This is a genomic window from Clostridium sp. TJA032 (assembly GCF_058310275.1).
Window position 1 is genome coordinate 1 of sequence record NZ_JBZEFB010000019.1, and the last position, 665, is coordinate 665.

1 rRNA gene is annotated in these 665 nt (G+C 40.6%); it reads right to left on the reverse strand.

Annotation, left to right across the window (positions count from 1 at the left end):
* Positions 1-430, reverse strand: a 23S ribosomal RNA gene (locus AC4FRL_RS11635); the annotation flags it as partial.
* Positions 431-665: the final 235 nt, after the last annotated feature.

Below are 665 nucleotides of genomic sequence, written 5' to 3' on the forward strand. Positions count from 1 at the left end.
AAGGTTTCACGTGTCTCGTGGTACTCTGGATCATAACTTATGGTCTTCTCGTTTCACTTACAGGACTATTACCTTCTACGGTGGAACTTTCCAGTTCTCTTCAGTTACAATAGCCTCCACTTTCATGTTATGTCCTCAACCCCGGAAACAAGTTTCCGGTTTGGGCTCTTTCCCTTTCGCTCGCCGCTACTAAGAAAATCGATTTTTCTTTCTCTTCCTCTAGGTACTTAGATGTTTCAGTTCCCTAGGTTACCCTCCTTAAGCTATGTATTCACTTAAGGATACATGGGGTTTCCCATGTGAGTTTCCTCATTCGGAAATCTTCGGATCTCAGACTATGTGCGTCTACCCGAAGCTTATCGCAGCTTATCACGTCCTTCATCGGCTCCTGATGCCAAGGCATTCACCATGCGCCCTTTGTAGCTTGACCTATATTAGTTATAGTTCTCTTTTTACAAAGAATAGAAATTGGTTTTGCCAATTTGGCTTGTTGTTTCTATAAATTAAATTATGTGCAATTTTCAAAGAACAATTTTGAGAGATAGTCTCTCAAAATTAAACAGAGATATTATCCAGAATTCATTTTCATCTTAGTTATCCTAAGATGTATTCCTTAGAAAGGAGGTGATCCAGCCGCAGGTTCTCCTACGGCTACCTTGTTACGA